The sequence below is a fragment of the Microbacterium sp. nov. GSS16 genome (assembly GCF_028198145.1).
In the GTDB taxonomy this organism is placed as follows: domain Bacteria; phylum Actinomycetota; class Actinomycetes; order Actinomycetales; family Microbacteriaceae; genus Microbacterium.
Genome location: NZ_CP116338.1, coordinates 965,810 through 989,188 on the forward strand (window position 1 = coordinate 965,810; position 23,379 = coordinate 989,188).

At 69.1% G+C, this 23,379-nt stretch carries 23 protein-coding genes and 1 tRNA gene; 9 read left to right on the forward strand and 15 right to left on the reverse strand.

From position 1 onward, the window contains the following. Positions 1-60 precede the first annotated feature (60 nt). Positions 61-1,257: a MalY/PatB family protein gene (locus PGB26_RS04475; protein WP_271639143.1), complete on the forward strand. Its 1,197-nt coding sequence runs from the start codon at positions 61-63 to the stop codon at positions 1,255-1,257. Between the two features lie 15 nt (positions 1,258-1,272). On the opposite strand, the gene PGB26_RS04480 is transcribed toward PGB26_RS04475, so the two are convergent. Beyond that, positions 1,273-1,740 carry a MarR family winged helix-turn-helix transcriptional regulator gene (locus tag PGB26_RS04480; RefSeq protein WP_271639144.1) on the reverse strand — a complete coding sequence of 156 codons (468 nt, stop codon included), beginning with the start codon at positions 1,738-1,740 and terminating at the stop codon, positions 1,273-1,275. 119 nt (positions 1,741-1,859) lie between these two features. On the opposite strand from PGB26_RS04480, the gene PGB26_RS04485 reads away from it, so the two are divergent. Together PGB26_RS04485 and PGB26_RS04490 are read left to right on the forward strand one after the other, a co-directional pair. Next, positions 1,860-2,219, forward strand: a complete 360-nt coding sequence (locus tag PGB26_RS04485; RefSeq protein WP_271639145.1) for a DUF7882 family protein — start codon at positions 1,860-1,862, stop codon at positions 2,217-2,219. Continuing rightward, positions 2,216-2,626, forward strand: a complete 411-nt coding sequence (locus tag PGB26_RS04490) for a hypothetical protein (protein WP_271639146.1) — start codon at positions 2,216-2,218, stop codon at positions 2,624-2,626. The genes PGB26_RS04485 and PGB26_RS04490 overlap by 4 nt, the downstream gene beginning before the upstream one ends. A 9-nt stretch (positions 2,627-2,635) precedes the next feature. On the opposite strand, the gene PGB26_RS04495 is transcribed toward PGB26_RS04490, so the two are convergent. From PGB26_RS04495 to PGB26_RS04505, 3 genes are all read right to left on the reverse strand, one after another. After that, on the reverse strand, positions 2,636-2,977 hold the full coding sequence (locus tag PGB26_RS04495) for a protein-L-isoaspartate carboxylmethyltransferase (protein WP_271639147.1): 342 nt from the start codon (positions 2,975-2,977) through the stop codon (positions 2,636-2,638). 143 nt (positions 2,978-3,120) lie between these two features. Continuing rightward, positions 3,121-5,508, reverse strand: coding sequence for a phosphoenolpyruvate synthase (ppsA, locus tag PGB26_RS04500; RefSeq protein WP_271639596.1), 2,388 nt, complete (start codon positions 5,506-5,508; stop codon positions 3,121-3,123). Between the two features lie 17 nt (positions 5,509-5,525). Beyond that, positions 5,526-6,371 carry a pyruvate, water dikinase regulatory protein gene (locus tag PGB26_RS04505; RefSeq protein WP_271639148.1) on the reverse strand — a complete coding sequence of 282 codons (846 nt, stop codon included), beginning with the start codon at positions 6,369-6,371 and terminating at the stop codon, positions 5,526-5,528. 131 nt (positions 6,372-6,502) lie between these two features. Here PGB26_RS04505 and PGB26_RS04510 point away from each other — a divergent pair, with 131 nt between their 5' ends. Further along, complete coding sequence (locus PGB26_RS04510) at positions 6,503-6,697, forward strand: hypothetical protein (protein WP_271639149.1); 195 nt, start codon at positions 6,503-6,505, stop codon at positions 6,695-6,697. A gap of 18 nt (positions 6,698-6,715) precedes the next feature. Here PGB26_RS04510 and murQ read toward each other — a convergent pair whose 3' ends face one another. The 9 genes from murQ to PGB26_RS04555 all read right to left on the reverse strand — a co-directional run bounded on the left by murQ (position 6,716) and on the right by PGB26_RS04555 (position 14,599). Further along, on the reverse strand, positions 6,716-7,651 hold the full coding sequence (gene murQ, locus PGB26_RS04515) for an N-acetylmuramic acid 6-phosphate etherase (protein WP_271639150.1): 936 nt from the start codon (positions 7,649-7,651) through the stop codon (positions 6,716-6,718). Further along, positions 7,641-8,540 (reverse strand): N-acetylglucosamine kinase, encoded by a 900-nt coding sequence (locus PGB26_RS04520; RefSeq protein ID WP_271639151.1) that lies wholly within the window; start codon positions 8,538-8,540, stop codon positions 7,641-7,643. The genes murQ and PGB26_RS04520 overlap by 11 nt, the downstream gene beginning before the upstream one ends. 42 nt (positions 8,541-8,582) lie before the next feature. Further along, positions 8,583-8,656: transfer RNA gene (locus tag PGB26_RS04525), tRNA-Gly, on the reverse strand. 91 nt (positions 8,657-8,747) lie between these two features. Continuing rightward, positions 8,748-9,977, reverse strand: a complete 1,230-nt coding sequence (locus tag PGB26_RS04530; RefSeq protein ID WP_271639152.1) for a sensor histidine kinase — start codon at positions 9,975-9,977, stop codon at positions 8,748-8,750. Beyond that, positions 9,970-10,683: a response regulator transcription factor gene (locus PGB26_RS04535; protein ID WP_271639153.1), complete on the reverse strand. Its 714-nt coding sequence runs from the start codon at positions 10,681-10,683 to the stop codon at positions 9,970-9,972. Before PGB26_RS04535 ends, PGB26_RS04530 begins: the two co-directional genes overlap by 8 nt. Before the next feature lie 56 nt (positions 10,684-10,739). Beyond that, positions 10,740-12,578 (reverse strand): Ig-like domain-containing protein, encoded by a 1,839-nt coding sequence (locus PGB26_RS04540; protein ID WP_271639154.1) that lies wholly within the window; start codon positions 12,576-12,578, stop codon positions 10,740-10,742. A gap of 150 nt (positions 12,579-12,728) precedes the next feature. After that, positions 12,729-13,259: a signal peptidase I gene (locus tag PGB26_RS04545; RefSeq protein ID WP_271639155.1), complete on the reverse strand. Its 531-nt coding sequence runs from the start codon at positions 13,257-13,259 to the stop codon at positions 12,729-12,731. A gap of 105 nt (positions 13,260-13,364) precedes the next feature. Further along, the gene (locus PGB26_RS04550; protein WP_271639156.1) at positions 13,365-13,934 is read right to left on the reverse strand and encodes a TasA family protein; all 570 of its coding nucleotides are present in this window, start codon (positions 13,932-13,934) and stop codon (positions 13,365-13,367) included. A 143-nt stretch (positions 13,935-14,077) separates the two neighbouring features. After that, entirely contained in the window at positions 14,078-14,599 is a 522-nt protein-coding gene (locus PGB26_RS04555; RefSeq protein WP_271639157.1) for a 2'-5' RNA ligase family protein, read from the reverse strand. 45 nt (positions 14,600-14,644) lie between these two features. Here PGB26_RS04555 and dcd point away from each other — a divergent pair, with 45 nt between their 5' ends. The 3 genes from dcd to PGB26_RS04570 all read left to right on the forward strand — a co-directional run bounded on the left by dcd (position 14,645) and on the right by PGB26_RS04570 (position 17,065). Beyond that, positions 14,645-15,250 (forward strand): dCTP deaminase, encoded by a 606-nt coding sequence (gene dcd / locus PGB26_RS04560; protein WP_271639158.1) that lies wholly within the window; start codon positions 14,645-14,647, stop codon positions 15,248-15,250. A 1-nt stretch (position 15,251) separates the two neighbouring features. Beyond that, positions 15,252-15,635, forward strand: a complete 384-nt coding sequence (locus tag PGB26_RS04565) for a hypothetical protein (RefSeq protein WP_271639159.1) — start codon at positions 15,252-15,254, stop codon at positions 15,633-15,635. A 215-nt stretch (positions 15,636-15,850) separates the two neighbouring features. Next, a complete protein-coding gene (locus PGB26_RS04570; RefSeq protein ID WP_271639160.1) occupies positions 15,851-17,065 on the forward strand; it encodes an NAD(P)/FAD-dependent oxidoreductase in 1,215 nt (404 codons plus the stop codon). Positions 17,066-17,071: 6 nt separating this feature from the next. Here PGB26_RS04570 and PGB26_RS04575 read toward each other — a convergent pair whose 3' ends face one another. Beyond that, positions 17,072-19,450, reverse strand: coding sequence for a glycoside hydrolase family 65 protein (locus tag PGB26_RS04575; protein ID WP_271639161.1), 2,379 nt, complete (start codon positions 19,448-19,450; stop codon positions 17,072-17,074). Between the two features lie 161 nt (positions 19,451-19,611). Beyond that, positions 19,612-21,048: an MFS transporter gene (locus PGB26_RS04580; protein WP_271639162.1), complete on the reverse strand. Its 1,437-nt coding sequence runs from the start codon at positions 21,046-21,048 to the stop codon at positions 19,612-19,614. 261 nt (positions 21,049-21,309) lie between these two features. On the opposite strand from PGB26_RS04580, the gene PGB26_RS04585 reads away from it, so the two are divergent. After that, positions 21,310-22,632, forward strand: a complete 1,323-nt coding sequence (locus PGB26_RS04585; protein WP_271639163.1) for an HNH endonuclease signature motif containing protein — start codon at positions 21,310-21,312, stop codon at positions 22,630-22,632. A 263-nt stretch (positions 22,633-22,895) separates the two neighbouring features. Continuing rightward, positions 22,896-23,357, forward strand: a complete 462-nt coding sequence (locus PGB26_RS04590; RefSeq protein WP_271639164.1) for a DUF3817 domain-containing protein — start codon at positions 22,896-22,898, stop codon at positions 23,355-23,357. Positions 23,358-23,379 lie beyond the last annotated feature (22 nt).

Genomic DNA, 23,379 nt, shown 5'->3' on the forward strand with positions numbered 1-23,379 from the left:
GTGTGACGTCGCGCGGCGACGGCTGCCCACGGTGTCGCGGGAGCACAGCAGAATGGATGCATGAGCCTCGCCGATCCCGCCGCCATGCACCCGTACGACGCGATCACCGAGGCCGATCTGCGGCAGGCGGGAAGCGTGAAGTGGACCCGCTTCCCCGACACCATCGGCACGTTCATCGCCGAGATGGACTTCGGCGTGGCCCCGGCGATCTCGGACGCCGTCGTCGATGCGCTGCAGGCCGGGTTCACCGGGTACCTGCCCGTGCCCACCGCCCGCGCTCTGCAGCAGGCGGTCGCCGACTGGTACGCCGACCGGTACGGCTGGGCGGTGCCGAGCGACGACGTGCGGCTGGTCGCCGACGTGATCGCGGCATACGAGTTCGCGATCACCACGTACACCGAGCCGGGAGCCGCGGTCATCGTGCCGACGCCGGCGTACATGCCGTTCCTCGATGTGCCGCTGCGGCACGGACGCCGTGTGATCGAGGTGCCCAGCGTCGAGGTCGACAGGCGCTGGACGATAGATCTCGAGGCGGTCGCGTCCGCGTTCGCCGACGGTGGTGAGCTGCTCGTGCTCTGCAACCCGCACAACCCGCTGGGGACGGTGGCGACCAGGGAAGAGCTGCTCGCGATCGCTCAGACGGTGGCGGATGCCGGCGGCCGGGTCTTCTCCGACGAGATCCACGCGCCGCTGGTGTACGAGCCTGCTCGGCACATCCCGTACGCGTCGGTGTCGGATGATGCCGCCGCGCACACGCTCACGGCGACTTCGGCGTCGAAGGCGTGGAACCTCGCCGGGTTCAAGTGCGCGCAGCTGATCCTGTCGAACGACGAGACCCGCCAGGCGTGGGATGCCGACGGCGGCTGGGCCGGTCACGGCACGGCGACGATCGGAGTGATCGCGCAGCTCGCCGCCTACACCGGCGGTGCGCAGTGGCTGGCCGAGATGACCGAGTACCTCGACGGCAGTCGCCGACTGCTCGCTGACCTGGTGGCCGAGCACCTTCCCGATGTGCGGGTCACGGTGCCCGAGGGCACGTACATCGCCCTGCTCGACTTCCGCGGCACCCGGCTCTCGGCCGAACTCGGCGCGGATGCCGACCTCGGCACGTGGTTCCGAGAGAACGCCGCGGTGTCGATGACAGATGGTGCGCTGTGCGGTCAGGCCGCGATCGGCTGCACGCGATTCGTGTTCGCCACCCCGCGCCCGATCATCCGCGAGGCCGTGCTGCGCATCGCCGAGGCGCTGAAGGCCTGACGCGGCTTATCGCTCTCAGCCGCCGACGGTGCGGCTTGCCTGGTCGACTGCGCTGGTGAGTCGGCGAAGGAAGCGGACGACGGCTGCCTGCTCGTCTTCGGTGAGGTCGGCCGCGATCTCCTGAGTGGCCTGCTGGAAGGCGACCACTGGCGCACCGACAGTCTGCTCTGCGAACGGCGCCGCGGTGATCACGAGGCTTCGTCGATCTGAGGGGTGCCGCACGCGCTCGATGGCGCCCGCCCGTTCGAGACGGTCGAGCAGCGCGGTCATCGACGCGGATGTCACGCCGAGGTGCTTCGACAGCGCGGTGGGGGTGACGGTGTGATTGTTGCCCGCGGCGGTCAGGAGGAACTGGATGATGCGGATCTCGTTGTCGGACATCGACGACGCCTGGCGGGCACGCGCGTGCATCGCACTGTCGGCCTCTTGGTACTGCCGAAGGGCATCGATGATCTCTGTAGCGGCATCGATCTGAACGCTCATAGCCACCTCCTGAACTCGAGTATAACAAACCATGAAGCGTGGCAGATATGTAGTTTGACAAACTAGTTTTGACCTGAGTAAGTTTTCCTACATCGGATCCCCCGACCTGAGGAGTTGAAATGGGCACGCTGCACTACGGAGCCACCGGCGAAGCAATCGAGATGCCGGATCGCATCCTCGCTCACCTGAAGGTTCTCGTCTCGACCAAGCTGCGGCGCAACGAGAGCTTCTCGCTCTCGTGGGACCGCCTCACCGACGGCAACGTCGAGCGGTCCAGCATCTGGCTGCACTGCTCCATCCCGCTGCAGTTCAAGATGGATGCCGAGGCCGCCAAGCAGCTGGATCGCAGCTACCTGCAGCAGCTCGCCGACCAGGCGAACTCGTCCGCAGGCGTCGTCATCGATCTCTGCGACCAGGTCGCCGAGCGCGAGATCTCCGAGCTCGACGTCCGCACCCCTGCACTGGCGCGTGTGGCATGACCATCGCAGATCACCCCGCCGGCCGCCTGTACAACCCGGCCGCCCCCGACGCTCCGCTCGCTTCCGCTCTACCGCAGGCGCCGACCGCCACGATCGTGCCGCGCTCGGTGACGTGGAGCAAGGTCGACACCGGTTTCTACGTCGCCTCGAAGGCCGGCGAGTACGTCGGATCCGTCGACACGACGCCGGACGGGCACTTCGTCGCGTTCGACGCGACGAGCGCCCCGATCGGCCGCTACGCCGAGCTCTCCGCAGCGAAGACGGCAGTGCTGTCGTGGAAGCCCGAGAAGGCGCGCATGCGCGATCGTCGGGTCGGCCGCATCGTGCACCCCATCGCCGCATCGGCGGGCCTGGTGGCAGGCGTCACCGCCGCATTCGGCGCGCTGCTCACCGTCTTCCCGGCCTGATCGCCGCGGTCAGTGCGCGAGCACGACCGCGTCGGTCTTCCGCTGCAGGAACGTCCGCAGCTCGGTGAGCGCGGTGAGGTCTTCCGCGAGCTGGCGAAGCGCCACGTCGTCGAGATCGAGCGTCTCGTTGCGCTCCTCGAAGGTGACGATCCAGATCGGTGATCCCCGACGGATCTCGGGGTGCAGGAACGTGATCGTGCTGGCCGTGCGCAGCGTGACGACCACTATCCCGGAATCGGGGCCCGCCTCGAAGTTCTTGTCGAGCACCGCGACGCCCAGCGAGTCAGCGCTGTGCGACTCGATGTACTCGTCGACCCAGCTCTCCACGGTGGTCCGGTCGCGATATGGCATTGAGGCACCTGCATTCGTTCGATGAGCGCGGACGCGCTCCTTCTGAACCGTAGTCGACTGTGCTGAGGGAGGGGCCGAAGGCCCACCGGTGATACACAATACGCACCCTTGTTTCGCCGCATGTCACGCCCGGCGCGGTAGGATCACGCCTCCACGCTCTGCAGTCGTGCCAGCCGCAGCCAGGTCTCGACGACGGTGTCGGGGTTCAGTGAGACCGATTCGATGCCCTGTTCGACCAGCCACTCCGCGAGCTCGGGGTGATCACTCGGCCCCTGACCGCAGATCCCCACGTACTTGCCCTGCCGACGGCACGCCTCGATCGCCATCGACAGCAGCTTGAGCACGGCGGGATCGCGCTCGTCGAAGGTGTCTGCGACCAGGGCGCTGTCGCGGTCGAGGCCGAGCGTCAGCTGGGTCATGTCGTTCGAGCCGATCGAGAATCCGTCGAAGTGCTCGAGGTAGTCGTCGGCCAGCAGCGCGTTGGTGGGCACCTCGCACATCATCACGACCTTCAGGCCGTTCTCTCCGCGGCGCAGACCGTTCTCGGCGAGCAGCTCGACGACCGCCTGCCCTTCGGCGACGGTGCGCACGAACGGCACCATCACCTGCACGTTGGTGAAGCCCATCTCGTCGCGCACGAACTTCAGCGCCTCGCACTCCATCTCGAAGCACTCACGGAAGTCGGGCGAGATGTACCGCGAAGCGCCGCGGTACCCGATCATCGGGTTCTCCTCGTGCGGCTCGTAGCGCTCCCCGCCGATGAGATTGGCGTACTCGTTCGACTTGAAATCGCTCATCCGCACGATGACCGGCTCTGGCGCGAACGCGGCGGCGAGCATCGAGACGCCTTCCGCGACCCGCTGCACGAAGTAATCGCGCGGTGACGGGTAGGCGGCGATGCGAGCATCCACCTGCCGACCAAGGTCGTCGGGCAGGGCGTCGTGCTCGAGCAGGGCGCGCGGGTGGATGCCGATCTGGCGGTTGATGATGAACTCGAGCCGCGCGAGGCCGACCCCGCGGTGCGGCAGTCGCGAGAACGAGAAGGCCTGATCGGGCGTTCCGACGTTCATCATGATCTTGACCGGCGCCTCCGGCATGCTGTCGAGAGCCGTCTCCTCCTCGGCGAAAGGCAGGATGCCCTCGTAGACGACACCCGTGTCGCCCTCGGCGCACGAGACGGTGACCGGCTGACCGTCGGTGAGTACCCGCGTCGCGCCGCCGGTTCCGACCACGGCGGGGATGCCGAGTTCGCGGGCGATGATCGCGGCATGGCAGGTGCGGCCGCCGCGGTTGGTCACGATGGCCGATGCGCGCTTCATGATCGGCTCCCAATCGGGATCGGTCATGTCGGCGACGAGCACATCGCCGGTCCGGAACTCGCTCATCTGCGTCGCATCACGCAGCACGCGCACCGGACCTGCGCCGATCCGCTGCCCGATCGCGCGACCCTCGACGGCTACTGGCCCCTTCTCCTGCAGGCGGAAGCGGCGCATGACCGTGGACGACGCCCGCGACACGACTGTCTCAGGACGCGCCTGCAGGATGTACAGCCGGCCGTCGACGCCGTCCTTGCCCCACTCGATGTCCATCGGGCGGCCGTAGTGCTCCTCGATCACGAGCGCGTGTCGGGCGAGCTCGGTGAGCTCGGTGTCGGTGATGGAGAACAGCGGGCGATCCGCGACGGGCACGTCGACGAATGCGGTGCTGGCCCCTGCCTCCCTGCTGTCGGTGTAGCGCATGGCGATCGCCTTCTCGCCGACCGATCGCTTGAGGATCGCGGGGCGCCCGGCGCGCAGCGCCGGCTTCGAGACGTAGAACTCGTCGGGGTTCACGGCGCCCTGCACAACGGCCTCGCCCAGACCGTACGAGCTGGTGACGAACACGGCGTCGTCGAAGCCGGATTCGGTGTCGATGGTGAACATCACGCCCGACGCGCCGATGTCCGAGCGCACCATGCGCTGCACGCCGGCCGAGAGGGCGACCTCGTCGTGATCGAAGCCATGGTGCACGCGGTACGCGATGGCACGGTCGTTGTACAGCGAGGCGTACACGCTGCGGATCGCGGTCAGCACGTTCTCGATCCCGCCGATGTTGAGGAAGGTCTCCTGCTGGCCGGCGAATGAGGCATCCGGAAGATCCTCCGCCGTCGCAGAGGAGCGGACGGCCCAGGTGACGCGGTCGGGCTCGGCATCCTTCACCACGAGCTGGTCGTATGCGTCGCGGATGTCGCGCTCGAGGTCGCCGGGCAGCGGGTGCTCGATGATCCAGCCGCGGATCTCGGTGCCGACCAGCGCGAGCCGCGTCACGTCGTCGGCGTCGAGCCCGGCGATCGCGTCGCGGATGCGCTCGCGCAGCCCGTCGTGAGCGAGAAAGCGCCGGTAGGCGTCTGCGGTCGTCGCGAAGCCGCCGGGCACGCGCACGCCGAGTTCGGAGAGATTCGAGATCATCTCGCCGAGGGAGGCGTTCTTGCCGCCGACCTGGGGAAGATCGGCCATTCCGATCTGATCGAACCAGAGGATGTTGGTCACGATGAGCTCTTTCGTCTTGGTCAGCGGCGAAGGCCGAGGGTTTGCAGGATCACTGCGGACATCTCCTCGACGCTCTTCGTCGAGGAGTTGAGGAACGGGATGCCGTTGCGGGCGTACAGCTTCTCTGCCCGCCGCAGCTCGGTGGTGCACTGCGCGAGGCTCGAGTAGCGCGAGTCGGGTCGGCGCTCGTGCCGCACCTGGCTGAGCCGAAGTGGCGTGGTGGTGAGCCCGAAGCAGCGTGCGGAGTAGGGCGCGACGAGCGGCGGGAGGCCGTCGGTGGGGAAGTCGTCGTCGGTGAGCGGGTAGTTGGCGACGAGCAGGCCGTACTGCAGGGCGAGGTACATCGTCGTCGGCGTCTTGCCGCAGCGACTCGGGGCGACGATGATCACGTCGGCGAGGTCGAGTGCGCGGCTGCTCTGTCCGTCGTCGTGCTCGATCGCGTACTCGACGGCGCGCATGCGGGCGAAGTACTCGGTCGCATCCCCCAGCGTGTGGAACTGGCCGAGCTGTTCGGACGGCAGGGTGCCCAGGGCCTCGGCGAGCTCGCTGAGATGGCCGCTGAGCAGGTCGATGTGCGTCGCGGGCACGTCGGTGAGCACGGTGCGCACAGCGAGGTTCTTCGCCGTGGTGAACACGAGCGGCTCGAGACCGTTCGCGGCATCCTGCGCGATCTGGCCGGCGACGGTGGTCGCGGTGTCGACCGAGTCGACGAACGGCACCGTGTGCTTGACGAAGACCATGCCCGGGAAGTTGGCCAGCAGGGCGTTGCCCAGGGTCTCGGCGGTGATGCCCGTGCTGTCGGAGACGAAGTACGCGGCGCGCACCGAACGCGTCGTCGCCTCAGTGGTGGTGACGGTCTCAACCATGAGGCGACTCTATGTGGAGGAAGGAGGGAACCTTCGCCGATTCGGTGGGCAAAGAACCGAGGAAATTATCTCTCGCGCAAGACTGCTCTTCTGCCCTCGGATTCGACCGAGGGCGTGACTAGAGTTCGGATATGAGCGAGCAGAACGCAGAAGACCTGAGCGGCCTCGACGAGGCGCTCGTCGAGCGGCTGCACGACGGCACCGCCACCCGAGCCGACGAGATCGCCAAGCTCCAGCATCTGAGACGTCTCGCCATCGAGCGCGAAGACGCGGATCGCATCGAGGAGCTCGACATGCGGCTGAGCGTGCTGCGGGTCGGCGAATAGCGCGTCCCTGCCGCCCCCTCAGCCGAGAGCGGTGATGGCGTCTCGCAGGATGCCGTCGGTGCGCTGCAGTGCGTCGGCCGCAGCCGCGGCCGAAGCGCCGGTCGCGAGCATGAGCAGCGCCAGCTTCACGGAGCCGCCCGCCGCGTCGAGCGCGGTCATCGCCTCGTCGACCTCGACCCCGGCCAGGCGCGAGACCGTGCTGATCGACCTGGCGCGCAGCTTCTCGTTGGTTGCGACCAGGTCGACCATGACGCCCCGGTACGTCTTGCCCAGCTTGATCATCGAGAGCGTGCTGAGCATGTTGACCACGAGCTTCTGCGCCGTGCCGGCCTTCAGGCGGGTGGAGCCCGAGACGAACTCCGGCCCGGTGACGACCTCGATCGCGATCTCCGCCGCGGAGCCGATCGCCGAGTCGGCGTTCGAGGCGATCGCCACGGTGAGTGCGCCCATGCCGCGTGCGAAGGTCAGGCCGCCGACGACGTAGGGGGTGCGACCGGATGCCGAGATCCCGACGATCGTGTCGTCGGGGGAGAGGTTCAGGCCGCGCAGCGACGCCTCCGCGGCGTCTTCGTCGTCTTCCGCGTCCTCCACGGCAGACCGGATGGCCGTCTCGCCTCCCGCGATCAGGCCGACCACCATCGACGGATCGGTGCCGAAGGTCGGCGGGCACTCGCTGGCGTCGAGCACGCCGATGCGTCCTGCGGTGCCCGCGCCGATGTAGATGAGGCGCCCGCCCCGACGGAAGCGATCGACGATGCCGTCGACGGCGGCGGCGATCTCGGTCGCACGCGCGGCGACCGCCTCGGGAACCCCGCGATCCTCGGCGTTCATGCTGCGCACGAGCTCTTCGGTGCTGAGCACGTCGAGGTCGCCTCGTTCGGGCGCGGCTGCCTCGGTGGTGAGGCTCGAGAGCAGGCCGAGAAGCGCGGTGAGCGAGCTGTCGTCATTCGGCACGGTGCACGAACCTTTCGTGGGGGAGATCGTGGCGGGTCATCAGAAGCCGAGCGCCGGTCAGAGCATCCCCCATCGGCGATGCGACGCGGCGACCGGCGTCCGAGAGGGAGTCGTCGAGTCTCGCGCGGAACCACGGATGCCCGGTCAGTCCGCCGTGCAGCGCCACCTCGCGAGCCGACGCGGAGGCGGCCACGGCCGATGCGGTGAGCAGCCGCAGGGCCTCGGCGGCGATCTCGAAGGCGACCGGGTCGCCCTGCTCAGCGCAGTCGAGGACAAGAGGGGCCAGGGTGCCCAGCGCTCGCGCGAGCGGCTGCTGGGCGAGCGTCCACGAGAGCGGATCGGGGGCAGGCGCGATGTGCGCGGCGACGGCCCGTTCCAGGGCTGTCGCGGGGCCGAGGCCGACCGCGGCGCGCTGCACCGCGCGGACGGCTTCGCGTCCGAGCCACGACCCGCTGCCGAGGTCGCCGATCTCGGGTCCCCACCCGTCCACCAGGCGGATGCCGTCGGTGTCGACGCCGAGCGCGACGGCGCCCGTTCCGGCGATCAGCAGCACGCCCGGAGCGCCGTCGAGCGCGCCGATGTGCGCCGTGACGACGTCGGATGCGACGGCGACCTGCCCTCCGGTCTCTGCGGCGAGCGTCACGGCCAGCTCGAGCGCGGCGGTCGGGGCCGTCCACGCGCCGGCCGCCCCGACTCCGAGGGCGTGCGGCATCGGTCCGGGGTCGAGCAGCGCGAGAATCGCCGCGGCGGTGCTCGCGACCCCGCCTGGCGCGGCGAGACCCGGCGCGCCGTCGCCCGTGCGGGTGACCTGGTGCGAATCGCCGCTGATCAGGAGGCGGCATGTGGTCTTGCCCAGGTCGATCGCTGCGATCGCGTCCGCCGTGCTCATCTTTCCCCTCGGCCCATGGCTCAGTCAGAAAGACTCTACAGATGGAGGGGCTGACGGGAATCGAACCCGCGCTGTCTGCTTGGGAAGCAGAAGTTCTGCCATTGAACTACAGCCCCGCACGCCTAGCGGCGCGTCTGCAATCATACGCGTTCCGGCCCGCCCACCCGAACATCGCAGGCCTCGGGGCCGGGAAAACGACCTCGCTCGTCATCCGCGGGCAGGCAGCATCAGCGAGAACGTCGTGGTCGACGCCCCGTCGAGCAGCAGGTGGCCACCGAGGCTCTCGGCGAGTTCGACCGAGAGGGCAAGGCCGATGCCCTCTCCCGCGGTGGCGCTGCGCCGATGCGGCCGCCGCTGGAAGATCGCGTTGCCGCGCGGACGCGTGCCCTCATCTGCGACCCGCACGGTGACGTACTCCGCTCGCCGCTCCGCGTCGATCGTGATGTCGCCGCGACCGTGCGTGAGGGCGTTGTGCAGCAGCACGTCGATGATCTGCGACGCGGCGGCAGGGGCGTCCCCCAGATCGCCTGTCATCGGCGCGACGTGGATCGTGCGTCCCAGGGAATGGGCCTGCCCCTGCCAGCGTGCTGCGGACTCGTGCAGCGACTCGGCGAGCGGCTCGAAGGTGGTCGCTCCTGGTGTGTCGCCCCGGGCGAGCGCGAGAAGCTGCGCGATGGCATCCGACAGGCGGTCAATCTCACGCACCGCGTGGTCGAGCTGATCGCGCACGACCGGCGGAGTCTCGGGCCACAGCGACAGATCCTCGAGCTCGAGGCGCAGCGCGGTGATCGGGGTGCGCAGCTGATGCGAGGCGTTCGAGGCGAACTCGTGCTCGCGGCGCAGGCGATCCTCGAGCGTCTGCGCGCTTTCCCGCAGCGCCGTGTCGATCGCGCGTGCCTCAGGCACTCCGAGGTGCTGCTTCGGCGGCCGCAGATTGCCTCTGCCGATCTCGCGCACGGTGTCCAGCAGGCGGAGGAACGGTCGAGACAGCGAACGCGCCAGCTGTATCGCTGCAATGATCGCGATCAGCAGCAGGCCTGCGCCGATCGCGATGACCGGTGTGACGGCTTTCGAGATGCGTTCGTTGACGATCTCGCCGGATCGGGTGAAGTCGACCGTGCCGCCGCTGCGGACGATCGAGGTGCCGGTGATGTCATCCGCATCGACGTCGCTTCCGGCGACGACGGTGGTGCCGTCGGAAGCCGTGTACACCACTCGCTCGCCGTAGATGATCAGCCCGCCGAGCAGCTTCTCGTTCACAGTCCCGGAGCCGCCGCCTTGGTCGATCACGGTTCCCACCATGCTGGCCATCCGCTTCGCGTACTGCTGCTCGGAGGCGTGCACGAGATCGGCCACCATCAGCACACGCGGCACGCCGTACAACGCGATGATCGCGACGGCGAGGGAGAGGAAGGCGACGATGAGCCGTCTACGCATCGGGCGCGCCCTCGTCGAGGCGGAATCCGACCCCGCGCAAGGTGGTGATCCGCGCGTCGGCACCCGATTCCTCGAGCTTCTGGCGCAGTCGGGCGACGGTGACGTCGAGGGTCTTGGTGGACCCGAACCAGTTCGCGTCCCATACCTCGTCCATCAGTCGCTCGCGCGTCACCACGGCGCCGCGCTGCATGTCGAGTTGGGCCAGCAGGTCGAACTCCTTCGTGCTCAGCGGCAGCTCGCGAGCCCCTGCGAGGGCGCGTCGCGAGGCGACGTCGACGACGAGTGCGGCTGGGGACACGGATGCCGAGGGCGTCCGCTCGCTGACGGGCTGCGACGCAGCCGCAGGACTGCGTCGCAGCAGAGCGCGCAGCCGGGCCAGCAGCTCGGCCAGAGCGAAGGGCTTGGCGATGTAGTCGTCCGCACCGACGTCGAGGCCGACGACGCGATCGAGCTCGCCGTCGCGCGCCGTGAGGATGACGATGCCGCCCGCGAAACCCTGCTCGCGCAGTCTGCGACACACGTCGAGGCCGTCCATGTCGGGCAGGCCGAGGTCGAGCACGACCAGATCGATATCGTCGCCCGCTCGCGCAAGGGCCGACGCTCCGTCGGCGACGCGCTCGACGTCGTAGCCCTCGCGATCGAGAGTGCGCAGCAGCGGCACCGCAATGCCGTCGTCGTCTTCCACCACAAGGATGTGTCGTCCCACATGCTCGAGGCTATCAACGTCATCGAAGGGCCCTTCGGGGCGCTCGTACCGTGTCATCAGAAGTCCTTGTCGAGAGGGCCGCTCTCGGTGACCGGAGTCGTCGAGCAGCGCAGACCGACGAGGTCGGTCGCATTGGCGGAAGGCGTCCAGGTCATCGCAGCGGCCGTGGTGACCGTGCGCACCGAGCCCGACGTGGGGGCGCCGATGGTGACACGGACGACGGTGGCGGGCACGCCGTTGATGGTCTCGGTCGTGGCGATCATGGTGGCCGAGAACTGCGCCGTGCGCCACAAGCCGACGTGGTTGCCGCGCAGGTTGACGGAGCCGAGGTTGGTGTTCGGCACGTCGAGCAGGTCGTTGGACCCACTCGTGATGCCGCCGTCGCGCACCCGGGCGGTGACGGCGCGAGCCGAGCCGTCCCATCCGCTCGCGATGCTCTCCGGGCTGACGCGTCCGCTGTAGGTGAGCACCAGCACGTCGCCGGCGTCGATCACCCCGGCGTTGCCGCCGTTGACGGCCTGCACGTCGGCGCCGCGCAGCGGCGCATTGTCGACGCGTCGGGCAGCGAGCACGGTCGAGGTGGTCTGCTTGCCGTGGCTGTCGGTGAGGACGGCGCGCAGATCGTACGAGCCGTCCGCGACGGTCTTGGTGTCCCACGCGCAGACGTAGGGCGCCGCGGCGAGGGTGCACACGGGTGACCACTTGCCGCTGCCCGCCGGGGAGTACTGGATCGCGACCGACGAGACCCCGGCCGAGGAGTTCGCGGTGGCCGTCAGCTGCACGGCTCCGGTGAGGTACGCGCCCGAGTCGTCGAGCGAGATCGACGAGACCGTGTTGTCGACCAGGCGGCCGGCGACCGCGGCCGACGTGGTGCTGTTGCCGGCGAGGTCGGTCGCGATGGCACGGAACGAGTATCGGCCATACGGCAGCGGCACGGTGTTGAAGCGGCACGACCACGGCTCGTCGGTGATGGTGCAGGCGGTCGTCCACGCGCCACCCGCACTCGGCTGGTGCTGGATGACGACGGATGCCACACCGGAGTGCGCATCGGCCGGCGAGGCGGCGAGGGTGACGGTGCCGGTGAGCACGCTGCCCGGGTCGGTCATGGTGACGGTGGGTGCGATGTTGTCGACGGTGACGGCGGCGGTCTCCGAGACCATGACCACGGCCGGACGGGCCGTGGGCCACGCCACGACGCGCACGTCGTAGTCGCCGCTGGCCAGTGACGCCGTCGCCCAGTTGACGGTGCAGGACGCGGAGCCTGCGATGCTCGCGCAGCCAGCGACGCTCTTCCAGCTGTTCGCGTCAGCGACCGAGTACTCGAATCGCAGACCATAGGTGGCGCGCGGGTCGGCATCGCCGAGCGTCGCGCTCAGCGGAATGGTGCCGCGCACCGCGTCGCCGAGGTCGGCGAGCGCCACGGTGAAGGCGTTCGCCACGGCGACCCGCACCGGCGCCGATGTGGAGGCGTAGCCCGCGTTGTCGGTGGCGGTGGCTCGCACGTCGTATGCGCCGTCGACCACGGCGAAGGTGTCCCAGCTGCAGCGGTAGGGGGCAGATGCGGTGCTGCACAGCGTCGTCCAGCTCGAGGCGCCCGCGCTCTGCCACTGGACCATGACGTTCGCGATGCCGGTCTCGGCGTCGGCGGCCGCGGCGGTGATGGCCGCGGATCCGCGCAGCGGTGCATCGGGGGCGACGATGCCGACCGTCGGCGGGGTCCAGTCGACGGCGGCGGAGGCCGTGCTCGTGGCGTTCGCGGACTGTGACATGAAGGCTGCGGAGGAGGTCTGCAGTCCGTTCAGGGCGAAGACGGCCGCAAGCAGGGCGCCCAGAGCGGCGAGTGCGCTGTTGCGCAGCGCCGTGCCGGTCATCGGGGTGCCCGTCCGTCTGGTCATGCTTCGACGTTACGGAGCGGCCGGTTACAGCCCGGCAACAACGGGGTCTCAGCCGGGACACGATCGGACCAGAAGAAGCGCTGCGCAGATACGGGGACGGGGCCGCGGCAGGAAGCCGCGGCCCCTTCGAGACCCGTGGAGAAGTGCGTGCTAGCCGCGTAGCGCGCGGACAAGGTCGCGCAGGAACATGAGACCGATCATCGCGGCGGGAAGGCCGATGGCCAGCATCCGCACCCCCGACATCGACAGCAGGATGAACACCCAGCCCACTGCCGGCACCCAGCCCTCGACGCGGGGCTGAACGGCGGATTCCAGGGTGAAGGTCCACGGGTCGGCACTGGCGTTCGCGTCGCCCTGGGTGCGCAGCACGCGCCGGCCGTCGGGGTCGGTCTCGTCGTCGATCGAGAGGATACGGTGCGTGACCGGTTCGTTGATGCCGGCGTCCTTCGGCGGCACGTAGGTGATGATGTCGCCGACTTTCAGATCCGCGACGGGAACCTGCCGCTCGTACACGACGGTGCCGCGCTCGAAGGCGCCGGACATCGAGCCGCCTGTGATGACGTAGCGGTCGAGGCCGAACAGCGACGGGACGAGCATGAGCCCCACCAGCGCTATGGCGCAGGCGACGGCGACGCTGATCAGGGTGTTGCCGATCGCGCGGGTCGTCTTGATGGGGCTCATGCTCTTCTCCTCTGATCTCGGGTGATCAGTGCCGATCTCGGGTGATCAGCGGGGGTAGGACAGCCGGCGAATGGATGCCGGATGTCCCGGGTCAGGGGTGGGCGATCACTGCGCGACGGACGTGGCGGCCGTCTGCTTCGAGTCCCAGGTGTAGACGGCGGAGGCGTTCTTGCCCTGCTCGGTGTTGTCGGCGGTCTGCGCGAGGGTGGTGCTGAACGTGTACTCGCGCGACTCGCCCACGGCGAATTCGCCGAGGTCCAGAGCGCCGGCCTTGGTCAGCTCGCCGAAGGTGCCGGACCAGACCGGGGTGCCGCTGCCGGCGCGGGTGATGACGAGCTTGAGGTTCTCGGCCTTGAGGAAGCCGTTGGTGGCGTTCTCGGTGAGGGTGAATGAGGCGGGCAGCGAGCCGGAGTTGGTGATGGTCACCTTGCCGTTGACCGTGTCGCCCGGCTTGAGGTTGGAGGCGTTGAAGATCGCCTTGCCCGACTTGGAGTTCTGCTGGGCGAGCGTGCCGCTGCTGAAGGCGTTGGCGGAGTTGACCGAGTTGGCGACGAAGTCCGCACCCGAGCCCACTGCCACGGTGGCGGCGACGAGCAGGCCGGCCAGCGGCAGGATGATCAGGCGCTTGCGGGACTTCTTGGCGGTGGGGGCGGCGGTGGCGGTGATCTCGGTCATGATGTTTCCGTTCTTGAGGGCCGAGGCGGCTCTGGACTGTGGGGAAGCTTGTGATTCGAAGCTACGGAGGCGCCGGTTACACGCGTGCCACAGAGCGGCAACACCTCTGCCAGCGTTCGACCACAGAGTGCTTCGCGTCAGTGTCAGCGCAGCCGCGCGAGCTCGGTGATCGTGCGCGTGGCGGCATCCCAGCGGCGCAGCGCACGCGCGGTTCCGATGAGCTCCTCTCCGACGAGAGGGAGCGACCGTTCGAGATCCTGCAACCGCACGCGCCGGGCGAGGGTGACGTGCGGTGTCCACGCGCCGGGTGCGGTGTGCGGGGCCTCGTCACCCGGTCCGGCCGCCGAGTGGACGTCATCATGCAGGGCGAGCAGCGCGGACGATGGGATCACGCTGCGCGCGAGCACGCGCCGGTCGCCGTCCCCGAACAGCACCGGCGCACCCAGGCGCACCTCGAACGCCGCGCGAGTGGCGAGGGCATCGACGTCGAGGTGCTCCAGCGCACTGCGCACGAGCAGGGTCACGTGCGGCCTGTTGCTCGGCGCGGTATGCGCGGCCAGACTCGACAGGCCGGCGGCGGCCAGGGCATCCCACTCCGCGCGCACGGCGTTCTCGCTGATCTCGTCGAGCAGCAGCTCGATGGAGATCATCGGGTCGCGCGTCATGCGACGAGAATAGTGCGGCTCTCCTGGCACCGTTACGCTGAACACGTGCTTCTCAGCGACCGCGACATCAAGGCAGAACTCGCAACGGGCCGCATCGGGCTGGCGCCGTACGACGAGCAGATGGTGCAGCCGTCGAGCGTCGACGTGCGCCTCGACCGGTACTTCCGGCTGTTCGACAACCACAAGTACCCGTTCATCGATCCCTCAGAGGATCAGCCCGAGCTGACCCGGCTGATCGAGGTCGCGCCAGACGAGCCGTTCATCCTGCACCCCGGCGAGTTCGCGCTCGGTGCGACCTTCGAGCAGGTGACCCTGCCCGACGATGTCGCGGCGCGGCTGGAGGGCAAGTCGTCGCTCGGACGCCTCGGGCTCATCACCCACTCGACGGCCGGGTTCATCGATCCTGGCTTCAGCGGGCACGTCACCCTCGAACTGGCGAACGTCGCGACCCTGCCGATCAAACTGTGGCCGGGGATGAAGATCGGCCAGTTCTGCTTCTTCCGCCTCACCTCGCCCACCGAGAACGCGTACGGCTCGGGTCCGTACGGCAATCGGTACCAGGGGCAGCGCGGGCCCACGGCATCCCGCTCGTTCCAGAATTTCCACCGCACAGACGTCGGCATCACCGACGCGGGAGCTCAGGGCGGGTGACATGAGCGACCCGACGAGGGATGCCGATGACGCAGCGCGCGCTGAGTCGGAGCTCGCTGTGCCGGAGCCTGCTGTGCCCGAGCCGACGATCCCCGATGCGGTGATCCCCGATGCGGCGCTCGCCGAGCCCGTCATCCCGCCCGCGCCTCCGGAAGAGGCGCCGACCCGAGCCGCTCGGCGCACGTCTGCCGCTGAAAAGCTTTCGGCAGCTCCGGCACCGGCATCCGATCGGCGTCTGACCGCACCGCCCCCAGACCCGACCGTCGTGCCGCCGCCGGCGGGAGCGACACCGAGCAGCTACCGGGGCTGGACGATCGCGATCTGCAGCTTCCTCGCGCTTCTCCTGAGCGGCGCCGTCGTCACGATAGGCGTGCTGCTGAGCTGACCCGCGCCCCGGGATGAAAAATGCCGGTGAGCCGCAGCCGCGACCAGCGTTCTCCATCCCGCGGCGGCGTGCGGGGTCAGCCGTGTACGCGAATCCGCGCTGAGGCGTACACGGATGACCTCGCATCCGGCGACGCGCCGGCTGTGACCGACCACACCGGCAGGGGCTGTCAAGGCCGTCGCCTCGGCCGCTGCAGCCGCCTACGGTCGGCTTCCATGAGCGCCGAGAACACATCCACAGTCGACAGTCACGAGCGCACGCATCGGGTCCTCGTGGTCGGAGGAGGCAACGGCGGGCTGTCGGTCGCCGGTCGCCTGCGCCGATCCGGAGTCACCGACATCGCCGTCGTCGAGCCATCGCAGACCCACTACTACAAGCCGCTCTTCTCGCACATAGCGGGCGGCACCGCCCGGGCGAGCGAGGCGGTGCGTCCGCAGGCCGACGTCTTCCCCGACGGGGTGGAGTGGATCCCGGATGCCGTCAGCGCGGTCGACCCCGAGAATCGGCGGGCGCACCTGGCATCCGGCGACACCGTCCGGTACGACCAGCTGATCCTCGCCCCGGGCATCCGGAACGACTGGGATGCCGTCCCCGGCCTCGACGAGGCGATGAACTCGCCGCACGGCGCCTCGAACTACGACTTCGCGCTTGCGCAGAAGGCGTCCCGGCTGCTGCGCTCGGTGCGCTCGGGCACGGTCGTCTTCGTGCAGGCGCCAGGGCCCGCCTCCTGCGCGGGCGCAGCGCAGAAGCCCATGTACCAGGCGTGCGCGTACTGGCGGGCGATGAACGTGCTGCACGACATCCATGTGGTGCTGCTCGTGCCGACGCCGACGATCTTCGGCATCCCCGAGATCGACGCCGAGCTGCAGCGCAGCATCGACGAGTACGACATCGACGTGCGCACCGGCGCGCACCTGCGCGAGGTCGACGCCGACGGTCGAACGGTCGTGTTCGATGCCGACGGTGCCGGCGGGCAGTCGCTGCACTACGACCTGCTCGTCGCCGAACCGCCGCAGAAGGCGCCGGAATGGATCCGCGCCAGCGGCCTCGCCGACGACGCCGGCTTCGTGGCCGTCGATCCGCACACGCTGCGCTCCACCCGGCATCCCGAGATCTGGGCGCTCGGCGACGCGGCAGGCACGACGAACTCGAAGTCCGGCGGTGCGCTGCGCAAGCAGGCGAAGGTGGTGGCCGAGAACGTCGGCGCGGTGCTCGAGGGGCGCGAGGCGGCATCCGCCTACGACGGATACGGCGTCTGCCCCTTCACCGTCTCGCGCTCGACAGCCGTCTTCGCAGAGTTCGACGACCGGCTCCGCCTGATGCCGACGCTGTGGCGCAGCTCGTACCGGGAGAGTCGGATGAACTGGATCATCGACCGCCAGATCTTCCCGCAGGTCTACTGGCACATGATCCTGCAGGGCCGCGCCTGATGCGGCTCAGGTCTCGGCGCCCGCTCGCCGTGGCTCCCGCCCGCGCGGCTGCGAAGGGCGCGGGCCGGGGTCGGCGAGTGCAGGGATGCCGAGACGCCGAGCCACGCCCGCTTCCAGCGTGATCTCCTCGTCGAAGTGCCGGATGCCGAGCGCGGGGCCTCCCTCGAGTCGGTAGGTGACCGCGTCGTGCTGCACCTCGACCCGCAGGGTGTGGCCGCGCACGAGCATCCCGAACGAGAAGGCGGTCATCGGTGCCGCCACCCGCGGCGCGAACTGCAGCGCCTCGGCGTCGTCGCGCATGCCGCCGAAGCCGCAGACCAGCGCATTCCACACCCCGGCGTGCGCGGCCACGTGCAGGCCCTCGTCGACGTCCTCCTGCAGATCGTCGAGGTCGATCGTCGCGGCTTCGGCGAGGTAGTCCATCGCGAGGTCGAGCTGACCCACGCGAGCGGCGACGGTGGCCTGCACCGACGCCGACAGCGACGAGTCGCGCACGGTCAGCCCGTCGTAATACGCGAACGCGCGGGCCGTCTCGTCCGGCGTGAACGCGTCGGGTGCCGTCTGCAGCGCGAGCACGAGGTCGGCCTGCTTCACGACCTGTTTGCGGTACAGGCCGAAGTACGGGAAGTGCTTCTGCAGCGGGTAATGGTCGTCGGGGGTGCCCTCGAAGTCCCACCGCTCCTTCTCGTTGAACCCGGCGGACTGCTCCGGAATGCCCCGTGCGGCGTCGTACGGGAAGGCCATCGCGTCTGCGGTGGTCGTCCATCGCGCGATCTCCTCCGACGAGACGTCGAGAGCGGATGCCTGATCGCGGTGCCGCCTGCAGGCGTCCGCGGCGGCCCGCAGGTTGCGCTGCGCCATGAGGTTGGTGAAGAAGTTGTCGTCGACCATGGCCGAGTACTCGTCGGGTCCGGTCACGCCGTCGATGTGGAACGCACCCTCGTCGTCCCAGCGCCCGAGGGTGCACCACAGTCTCGCGGTCTCGACGAAAATCTCCACGCCCTTCTCGCGCTCGAAGTCGACATCCCCGGTCGCCTGCACGTAGCGCACGACGGCCGCCGCGATGTCGGCGTTGATGTGGAACGCGACGGTGCCCGCCGGCCAGTACCCCGAGCACTCCCGGCCGTCGATCGTGCGCCACGGGAAGGCGGCGCCTTCGAGGTGCAGCTGCTCGGCCCGCTCGCGCGCATGGTCGAGCGTGGAGTGCCGCCACACCAGTGCGTCCCGCGCGGCGGACGGTGCGGTATAGGTGAGCACCGGTAGCACGAACGTCTCGGCATCCCAGAAGGTGTGGCCCTCGTATCCGACGCCGGTGAGCCCTTTGCCTGGGATCGATCGCACCTCGGCGCGTGCGGCGGACTGCAGCACCTGGAACAGCGAGAACCGAGCGCTCTGCTGCAGTCTCTCGTCACCGTCGACCGTGACATCGGCTCGGGTCCAGAACTCGTCGAGATACCGACGCTGTTCGTCGACGAGCTCGTCCCAGCCGAGCTTCATGGCCGTCTCGACCGCCGCCTCGGCACGATCCTGCAGCGCGACATCGTCGAGATCGGGTGACCACTCATGGCCCACGCACTTCACCAGGGCGACGCTCTCGCCCGGCTCGATCCGGGCGCGCACGGCGGTGCGCGCGAGGTCTGCCGTGACCTCGGTGTGCGGCTCGGGCGCGGTAGCCCGCGATGAGATGCTGACGCGATGGTCGGCCGCGACGGCCACCGCGATCCGGCTGCGCCTGGTGCGCTGCACGAGGGTGGCCCGACCGCCGCCGCCGTGGTGGGCCACCGGCTCGAAGGGGTCGCGCAGGGCATCCATCACCCTCGGGTCGGAGTGCACTTCGGGCAGCGGCTCGTCGGCGACGATCTCCGAGAGGAGCGTCACGTCGACGGCGGCGTCTTCGGCGGTCACCTCGTACCTCACCGCGGCGATCGAGCGGTGGGCGAACGACACCATGCGCTGCGATGCGATGGTCACGGTGCGGCCGGCGGGCGACGTCCAGGTGGCCGTGCGGTGCAGGAGGCCGGTGCGCACATCGAGCAGCTGCCGATGCTCGGCGAGCTCCCCGGTGCGGATGTCGAACGGCTCATCGTCGACGATCAGTCGGATGACCTTGCCATCGGGCACGTGCATGACGGTCTGGCCGTGCTCGGGATATCCGTAGCCGTCTTCGGCGTAGGGCATCGGATGCTCTTCGAAGACGCCGTTGAGGTAGCTGCCCGCTGCCGCGCTGGGATCCCCCTCGTCGAGGGTGCCGCGCCATCCGATGTGTCCGTTCGACAGTGAGAAGACCGACTCGCGGTGCGACTGGCCTCGGTCCTCCCAGCCCGTGTTGCGCAGACATGACCAGCCGACGCCCCACGGATGCACGTCGAATCGGTGCGTGGTCATATCGCTCCTGTCGGTGAGGGTCGGGATGACCATTCTGCGGACGGATGCCTCGGCCCGTGCGACCCTTGCGTCGCAGGCCGGCATCCGGCTAGGCGCCGGAGCGCCCGGGATCAGGACCTGTCGGCGGGCGTCCGGTCATGCCCCGACGTCGGGGCGTCCGGTCAGGCCCCGACGTCCTTCGGGAACTGCACGCACAGCAGCAGCACCAGGCCGACCAGCAGCACCACGGCGATGCCGAGCACGCCGTAGACGATCCCGCCGAACCAGGCGAGGAAGAGCGACCACGCCAGCGGCGACAGGAACGACGCCACCCGGCCGGTGGTCGCGTAGAGACCGAAGATGGCGCCCTGCTGGCTCGGCGGGGTGAGGCGCGTGAGCAGGCTGCGGCTGGATGCCTGGGTCGGGCCGACGAAGGCGCACAGCAGCAGACCGCAGATCCAGAACACGATGGTGCCGTAGTCGCGCAGTGCGTAGACGACGAACGCCATCACGACCAGGCCGGAGAGGGCGAAGATGATGAGCCGTCGCGGACCGATGGCGTCGTCGATGCGCCCGGCGAGGAGTGTCGAGACGCCCGCGACGAGGTTCGCGGCGAGTCCGAACACGATCACCTCGAGGAACGAGAAGCCGAAGCCCTGTGCGGCGAGCACCGCGCCGAACGCGAACACCCCGGCGAGGCCGTCGCGGTAGACGGCCGCGGCGAGCATGAACCAGAACGTCGGGCGGTTGGTGCGGAACAGCTCGGCGATGCTGCGGCCCAGCACGACGTACGAGCGGAAGAAGCCCACCCTCTCGGCGGTGTCGTACGAAGGCGACTCGGGCACGTTGCGGAACATCGGGATCGAGAAGACGATCGTCCACACGGCGCAGATGACGGCGACGAGCTTGAACGACAGCGCGTTGTCCTGCCCGACGAGGAAGAGCACTGGGATGCACACGATCAGCGCGACGACGCCGCCGATGTAGCCGAGCCCCCAGCCGAGGCCGGACACGCGACCGACGTTCTTCGGCGTCGACACCTCCGAGAGCATCGCGTAATAGCTGACGTTGCCGATCTCGCTGACCACGGCGGCGATCGCGACGGCGAATGCGCCGAACCAGAAGAACTTCGGATCGGCTTCGACGAAGAAGAGCGAGAACTGGACGAGAGCGATCGCGATCGTCGCGCCGATGACCCACTTCTTCTTGCTGCCGCGCGCGTCGGCCTGCTGCCCGAGCACCGGCGCGAGCAGCAGGATCAGGATGCCCGCGGCGAAGTTGGCCCATCCCCACCACTCCGACAGGTCGGTGAGCCCGTGGCAGTACTCGGACGCCGCGTACTGCGAGCTGTTGCAGTTCATGTACGAGCCGTCGGCCAGCAGACCGGATTCGCGCACCGACGGCTCGAGGAACATCCGCGAGGTCAGGTACAGCGCGATCCAGACGAAGGTGAGGATGACCGTGTTGAACGGCTGCATCGCCCAGTCCCACATCGCCCACGAGACGACCTGCTTGCGGGTGGCCGGTGCGGTGGCGCTCTCGTGGTCCCGGCCGAACGCCGCTACGGCTCCCGTCCTGGCGGTCGGCGGGGGTACGGCGGCGGCATCACGACCGGTCATGGCCGACACGCTACAGGATGCCGGTGTCGCGCCGACCTCGCGACGCGACGCGGTGGAGGGCGGTCCGACGTCGGCGGATACCGGGCGCTGACGCGGCGGCCGGGTCAGCCGAATGATGTGGAGGGGCGTCGGTGCGGCGATGTGCCTCTCCCATCCGCTCACGCCGGAAAAGATGGGTTCGTTATGCGTGCGTGATCAGGTCGGTGGTTCTACCGGGCGATCACAGGTTCGAATGTCGGTGGCCACGTGGATACTCGAGATATGAACGGAATTACGGCGGCGACGAAGGAGGACATGGCGAACCTCAGCGCCGTGGTGTCGTCGCTGCAGGCCGTCGAGAAGACGCTGCAGGGCGTGCTGGCCGCAAGAGACGGACTGCTCGCCGTGGCGAATCGTCTGGCGATGTCGATCGCGGAGAAGGGCGCCGGCCTCGACGACTCCGATCTCACGCTGCGCACCGTGGCCGCCGAACTCGCGACGGCGCTGCGCGTGAGCGACCGCACTGTGCAGCGGCGCATGGTCGCGGCGGAGGTGCTGGTCGAGCGGTTCCCGCAGGTGTGGCACGCGCAGGGCGCTGGGCTGATCACGGCAGGGCACGCGCGAGTGATCGTCGACGCCGGCTCGCACATCGACGGCGACGATGCGCGTGCCGCCTACGCCGCGCGCGTGCTGGACTTCGCGCAGGACGAGTCGCCGAACCGCGTGCGAGTGATCGCCGAGCGGATCGCCCAGCAGTTTCAGTCGCGCACGCTCGATGAGCGACACGAGGATGCGCGCGGGCGGCGTGACGTATGGGTCACGGACGGCCCGGATGCCATGTCCGAGCTGCATGTGTACGGTCCGTCGGTTCTGATCCACGGCGCGCATGACCGGTTGACTCAGATGGCGAAGGAGCTCGCTTCTCGCGATGCCGGCTCGGCCCCGATGCAGTCGGCTTCGGAGGCGTCGGCTTCGGAGGCGTCGGCTTCAGTCGCCTCGGCCGCGACCGACCCGCGCACGCTCGGGCAGCGACGCTTCGATCTCGCGGCGGATCTGCTGCTGACCGGCGCTCCCGCCGGTCATGACACCGTCGGCGCACTGCTCGCATCGATCAAGGCGCAGGTCGCGGTCACCGTGCCCGTCACGACGCTCATGAGCGCGGACGGACCCGCCGCAGAGCTCTCGGGCCGGGCTCCGATGGATCTCGCTTCCGCGAGGGCCCTGGCCGGAGCCGCCGCCGGCTGGGATCGGGTCCTCACGCACCCGGTGAACGGAGGAGTGCTGTCCGTCGACAGGTACCGGCCTCCGGAATCCCTGCGCCGCAGACTGCGGTCGCGCGATGAGCGGTGCCGCTTCCCCGGATGCGGGTTGCCGGCTCGCGACAGCGACCTCGATCACACCCTCGATGCCGCTTTCGGCGGCGAGACCAGCGAGGGGAATCTCGCCGCTCTATGCCGACGACATCATGTCTTGAAGCATGAGACGCCGTGGCATGTCGTTCAGCTCGGCGACGGGCTTCTGGAATGGACGAGTCCCACCGGGCGCACCTATGTCGACCGGCCGCCCCCTCCGAACACCGTCACCTTCACCGAGCCTCCCTTCTGAGTGCGGTCGTGGCTGCTGAGTGCGGTCCTGGCTTCGGAGTGCGGTCCTGGCTTCGGAGTGCGGTGGTGGGCGGTCTGAGTGCGGTCGTTGCTGCTGAGAGTCGTGGGGTCTGAGGGTGGTGGCTGCCGAGCGTCTGAGTGCGGTGGGCTGCATATCAGCCTTTCGGTTGATCTTTCGCCGTTCGCGCCCGCGATGGCGGGAATCTCGGGCATCCGCATAGCCGCGCTCACCTACCGTGGAAGCACACCCACCCGAGGAGAACCGTGTTCACCACCCCCGCCCGTCTGTTCCGCGTGCTCGCGATCGCCGAGGCGATCACCTGGACCCTGCTCATCAGCGCCCTCATCCTGCGCGCCGTCGGGCAGCCGGCGGTGCTCGTCACGATCGGCGGCGGCATCCACGGCTTCGTCTTCCTCGCCTACGGCGCCACCGCGGTGCTGCTAGCATTCAACCAGCGCTGGCACCCCGGCGTCGCCGCCACCGCGATCGCCAGCGCGATCGTGCCCTACGCCACCATCCCCGCCGAGATCTGGCTGCACCGCAGCGGGCGGCTCAAGGGGCAGTGGCGTCTCACTGAGACCGACGACCCGCGCGACCGCACCTGGTACGACCGCACCATGCGCTGGTTCCTGCACCGGCCCTGGGTGCTCGCCGTGCTCATCGTGGTCGCCATCGTCGCCATCTTCAGCATCCTGCTGTTGATCGGACCTCCCGGGGGCCGCTGAGCACTCAGCTCTCCTTGCACGT